Origin of the sequence: Kitasatospora putterlickiae, assembly GCF_039527695.1 — a bacterium.
Taxonomy (GTDB): Bacteria; Actinomycetota; Actinomycetes; order Streptomycetales; family Streptomycetaceae; genus Kitasatospora; species Kitasatospora putterlickiae.
Genome location: NZ_BAAAKJ010000019.1, coordinates 48,009 through 52,519, shown reverse-complemented (window position 1 = coordinate 52,519; position 4,511 = coordinate 48,009). Strand labels below are relative to the sequence as shown.

The window sequence follows — 4,511 nt, the reverse complement described above, 5'->3', positions numbered from 1 at the left end:
TGCCGGCGCCCGGCCCTCATCGGCTTCGCAGCGAGGCGTGCTCGGCGCGGATCTCGTCCGTGCCCGCCACCCCCAGCAGCCGCATCGTCCGCGCGTACTCGGCGCCGAGGATCTCGATCGCCCGGTCGACGCCCCGCTCCCCCGCCGCCATGAGGCCGTAGAGGTAGGGCCGGCCGATCATCGCCGCGGAGGCGCCCAGCGCTCGCGCGGCGATGAGGTCGGCGCCGGTCCGCACCCCGGTGTCGAGGAGGATCTCGCAGTCCTGCCCGACGGCGTCGACCACCCGGGGCAGCAGTTCCAGCGGCGTGGGCGCCCGGTCGAGCTGCCGCCCGCCGTGGTTGGAGAGCACGATCGCCTCCGCCCCGAGGTCGGCCACCATCCGGGCGTCCTCGACGCTCTGGACGCCCTTGACGACCAGCCTTCCCGGCCAGCGGGCCCGCAGCCAGCGCAGGTCCTCGACGGTGACCGACGGGTCGAACATCCTGCCGACCAACTCCTCGACCGTGCCGTCGAAGCCGCTCAGCGCGGCGAACCGCAGCGGCTCGGTGGTCAGCAGGTTCATCCACCAGGCGGGGCACACCGCCATGCCGGCGAGCGTGCGCAGCGTCAGGGTGGGCGGGATGGTGAGCCCGTTGCGGATGTCGCGCATCCGCGCGCCGCCCACGGGCGTGTCGACGGTCAGCACCAGGGCCTCGTACCCGGCGTTCGCGGCGCGTTCGACGAGCGCCTCGCTCGCCTCGCGGTCCTTCCAGAGGTAGAGCTGGAACCACTGGCGCGCCGTCGGCGCACAGGCCCGGACGCTCTCGGGGTCGGTGGTGCCCATCGTCGACAGCACATAGGGGATGCCCGCCCTGGCCGCGGCCCGCGCGACGGCGATCTCGCCCTCGTGGTGCATCATCCGGGTGAACCCCGTGGGCGCCAGCACGAGCGGGAGGGCGGAGCGTGCGCCAAGGACGTCGGTGGACGCGTCGACCCGTGAGACGTCGCGCAGCACCCGGGGGTGGAACTCGACGTCCTCGAAGGCGCGGCGGGCCCGGCCGATGCCGATCTCCTGCTCCGCCGCGCCGTCGACGTAGTCGAAGACCGACCGGGGGGTGCGGCGCCGTGCGGCGATCCGCAGGTCCTCGATGGTGTGGGCGTGCGCGAGCCGGCGCTCGCGGGCGTCGAACCGGGGCCGTCGGAACTTGACGAGCGGCCGGATCTCCGAGGGCCGCGGGAGCCGTCGCTCCGGCCTCTTCCTCGGCAGCTTCTCGATCCCGGGGTCGGACGTGGTCATGGTCGGATACTCCTCGTCGCCGAAGCGGAAGTACTCGCGGGGTGGCACTCGGCAGGATTGGGACACAATGCCCGACCCGAGCTGAGGGTCCGTGGCGGGCCTTCGTCAGAGGACCCTTCGCTGCCGGATGCCCACGGGTCCGGCAACACCTGGTGCGCGGACCTGTTTCGGGCGCGTTCGCCCTGATGGCCGGTGAAGAGTGTGGCCCGTCACCGGTGTCAGGGATTGTGACACAATTTCCGACGGGCTGCCGAGCGACCCGGCGGCCGGGATCAACGATTCGCGGCGCCCAGCGCGTCCAGGGTGTCGAGCTCGCGTTCGAACGCGGTGCGGGCGAGCGCCGTGCGGTTGGGGCGGTCGAGCTTGATCAGCAACGACTCGACGTGGCTCCGCACGGTGCGGACCGCGATGCCCAGGGCCAGGGAGATCCGCTCGTTGGACCACCCCCGGGCGACCAGTCCGACGACGTCGAGTTCGCGGCCGGTGAGCCCGCCGACCGCGGGGGCCCGGCCGATCCGGACGAGAACGGCGTCCGGCCGGCGCACCGCGCGGACGTGCCACCAGGTGCCGTCGGCGGCCCGGTGGTGGAAGCCGACGCGGCCGCCCGCGCCGACGACCGCGGCCCGGACGGCGAGACGCAGCTCGGCGCGGTTGAGCGGTGCCCGGGCGAGGTCTCCGGCCCTGACCTCGACCGCCTCCCCGGTGATCCACAGGACCAGGTCGGCCGGGTCGCCGTCGCCGTCCGCCCCGGGGTCGACGAGTCCGGCGAGCTCGTGCGACAGCATCGTCAGCGCCAGGCACGACCCGTCGTCGAGCGGCACGGGGCGGCTGGAGCTCATCACGACGTATCCCGGGGCCGTCGCGCGGGCGACGGCCGGCGTCAGGGGCAGTGTCAGCCCCTCGCGGAAGCCGTTGGGCAGGATCGCGTCCTGGTACGTCCGGGTCTCCCGGACGTCGAACGGCACGTCCACGAAGCGCACGGGGGTGCCCCGGCGCAGGGCGAGCTGGTGGACGGGGCAGGTGCGGCCGTACGTCGTGGTGACGTAGGCGAGGGTCTCCGCCGGGTAGTCGAGGTTGACGACGGCCGCGTGCGGGCCGGCGCCGGAGGCGATCAGCGCGGCGCAGTCGAAGCCGAGCCCGTCGCGCATGGCGCGCAGGGGCACCTCGGGCGGCAGCTCGCCCCGGCCGGCCGCGCGGACGTCCTCGGCGAGCCGGACCCACCACTGCATGTCGGCGGCCATTCGAGAACCTCCCATATGGGACGAATGGACGAATCATGGGGACGGTCACACGGCGGTGTCAAGGCCAGGAGCCCCACTGTGGAGCGATGTTGCTGGAGGATCCGGCTCCTGGCGGGGGCGATTGTGCTCCATTGTGGAGCACTCACCACCCCTTCTCCCCCGCCGGACGCACATCCCGGGCGTGAGGGGAACGGCTTTTCGGCCGAGGTGCGGAACCTCACAGCCTCGTAGCTTCTGCACACCAAGTCGGCCAATGGGCCCCCTCCTCGTCACGGCAGATGGAGATCTTGATGAACATCGACGAATACGCCGCCCTCGACGCCACCGCCCTCGCCGCGGTCATCGCGTCCGGTGAGGTCACCGCCGGCGAAGTGGCCGCGCTGGCCACCGAGGCCATCACGACCGTCAACAAGGAACTGAACGCGGTCGCCGAGGGCCCGTTCGACCGCCCGCTCGACCACGCCGCCGACGGCAGGTTCGCCGGCGTGCCGTTCGCGATCAAGGACCTCGTCCTCCACGCGGCCGGCGTGCCGACCCGGATGGGGACGCGGCTGCTGGGCAAGGACGGCTACGTGCCGGCCGCCGACACCCACCTGATGGAGCGCTTCCGCGCGGCCGGCCTGGCCACGCTGGCCGTGACGACCACCCCGGAGCTGGGCTTCAACGGCAACTCCGAGGCGCTCGCCTACGGCTCGACCCGCAACCCCTGGAACACCGCCCACAGCGCCGGCGGGTCCAGCGGCGGCTCGGCCGCGCTCGTCGCCGCGGGAGCCCTCCCGGTCGCGCACGCCAACGACGGCGGCGGCTCGATCCGGGTACCCGCCGCCTGCAACGGACTGGTCGGGCTGAAGCCCAGCCGGGGCCGGGTACCCTCTGGTCCGGACTTCGGTGACGCGCTCTACGGGATGGGCGTCGAACTCGCGGTGAGCCGCACCGTCCGGGACACCGCCGCGCTGCTCGACGAGGTGGCCGTGGGCTACCCGGGCGATCCGGTCGTCATCGCCCCGCCCGCGCGCCCGTTCCTCCAGGAGGTGGGCGCCGACACGGGACGGCTGCGGATCGCCGTGCACACCGAGTCCTGGGCGGGCAGCCACGTGGACCCGGAGGTCGCCCAGGCCGTCGAGGCCGCCGCCAGGGCCCTCGAAGCCGCCGGTCACCACGTCGACCGCGCGACCCCCGTCGTCGACTGGGAGCGGCTGCTGACCTCGAACATCGCCCTGTGGTCGGCCTTCCTGGCCGAGGGCGTCGCCGGGATCGAGGCCATGACCGGCGCGACGGCGGGACCGGAGAACCTCGAACGCACCACGCTGGCCTGCGTCGAGTACGGCCGCGGGCTCAGCGCGCTCGAACTCAACGGCGCCCTCGCCTCGATGAACGCCGTCTCGCGCGAGGTCGGACGCTTCTTCACCGGCTACGACCTCCTGCTGACACCCACGATGAACACCCCGGCGCCGCTGCTCGGCCACCTCGACGGCAACGCCGACCTCGGCGCGCTGGAGTGGGCCCAGCGGATCTTCGGGGTCTGCTCCTTCACCCCCCTGTTCAACCAGACCGGCACCCCCGCCGTCAGCCTGCCGCTCGCCCAGTCCTCGCAGGGCCTGCCCATCGGTGTCCAGCTCGCCGGTCCCTTCGGCTCGGAGGCGCTGCTGCTGCGGGTCTCCGCCCTGCTGGAGAGCGCGATGCCCTGGGCGGACCGGCGCCCCGCCGTCCACGCCGCCACGCTCATGTCCCGCGACGCGTAGGGCGGGCCGCAGGACCCACCCACCGCACGGGCCCGTTCCGCCGGTACCCGCACCGGCGGAACGGGCCCGTCGGCCCGCCCGCCTCCTCCCCCGGCGGAGCGGCGACCAGGATCCCGGCACCCCGCCGGGAGGACCGAAGGACATCATGACGAAGACGCCCGATCTGATCGTTGTCAACGCCGCCGTGTTCACCGCCGACGCGGCCGGCACCCCGGCCGAGGCGTTCGCCGTCGCCGACGGCGAGTTCACCGC

The 4,511-nt window shown here is 73.6% G+C and carries 3 protein-coding genes; 1 reads left to right on the top strand and 2 read right to left on the bottom strand.

Features of this window, described 5'->3' with window-relative positions:
- Positions 1–16 precede the first annotated feature (16 nt).
- Together ABD308_RS02210 and ABD308_RS02205 are read right to left on the bottom strand one after the other, a co-directional pair.
- Positions 17–1,276 (bottom strand): alpha-hydroxy acid oxidase, encoded by a 1,260-nt coding sequence (locus ABD308_RS02210; RefSeq protein WP_344324626.1) that lies wholly within the window; start codon positions 1,274–1,276, stop codon positions 17–19.
- A 272-nt stretch (positions 1,277–1,548) separates the two neighbouring features.
- The gene (locus ABD308_RS02205; protein WP_344324623.1) at positions 1,549–2,517 is read right to left on the bottom strand and encodes a helix-turn-helix transcriptional regulator; all 969 of its coding nucleotides are present in this window, start codon (positions 2,515–2,517) and stop codon (positions 1,549–1,551) included.
- Positions 2,518–2,807: 290 nt separating this feature from the next.
- On the opposite strand from ABD308_RS02205, the gene ABD308_RS02200 reads away from it, so the two are divergent.
- On the top strand, positions 2,808–4,259 hold the full coding sequence (locus ABD308_RS02200; protein WP_344324620.1) for an amidase: 1,452 nt from the start codon (positions 2,808–2,810) through the stop codon (positions 4,257–4,259).
- The last annotated feature ends 252 nt before the right edge of the window (positions 4,260–4,511 follow it).

What these genes read in the sequence shown, in the direction of transcription:
- ABD308_RS02210 (WP_344324626.1), bottom strand. Translation starts at nt 1,276, where the DNA reads ATGACCACGTCCGACCCCGGGATCGAGAAGCTGCCGAGGAAGAGGCCG.
- ABD308_RS02205 (WP_344324623.1), bottom strand. Translation starts at nt 2,517, where the DNA reads ATGGCCGCCGACATGCAGTGGTGGGTCCGGCTCGCCGAGGACGTCCGC.
- ABD308_RS02200 (WP_344324620.1), top strand. Translation starts at nt 2,808, where the DNA reads ATGAACATCGACGAATACGCCGCCCTCGACGCCACCGCCCTCGCCGCG.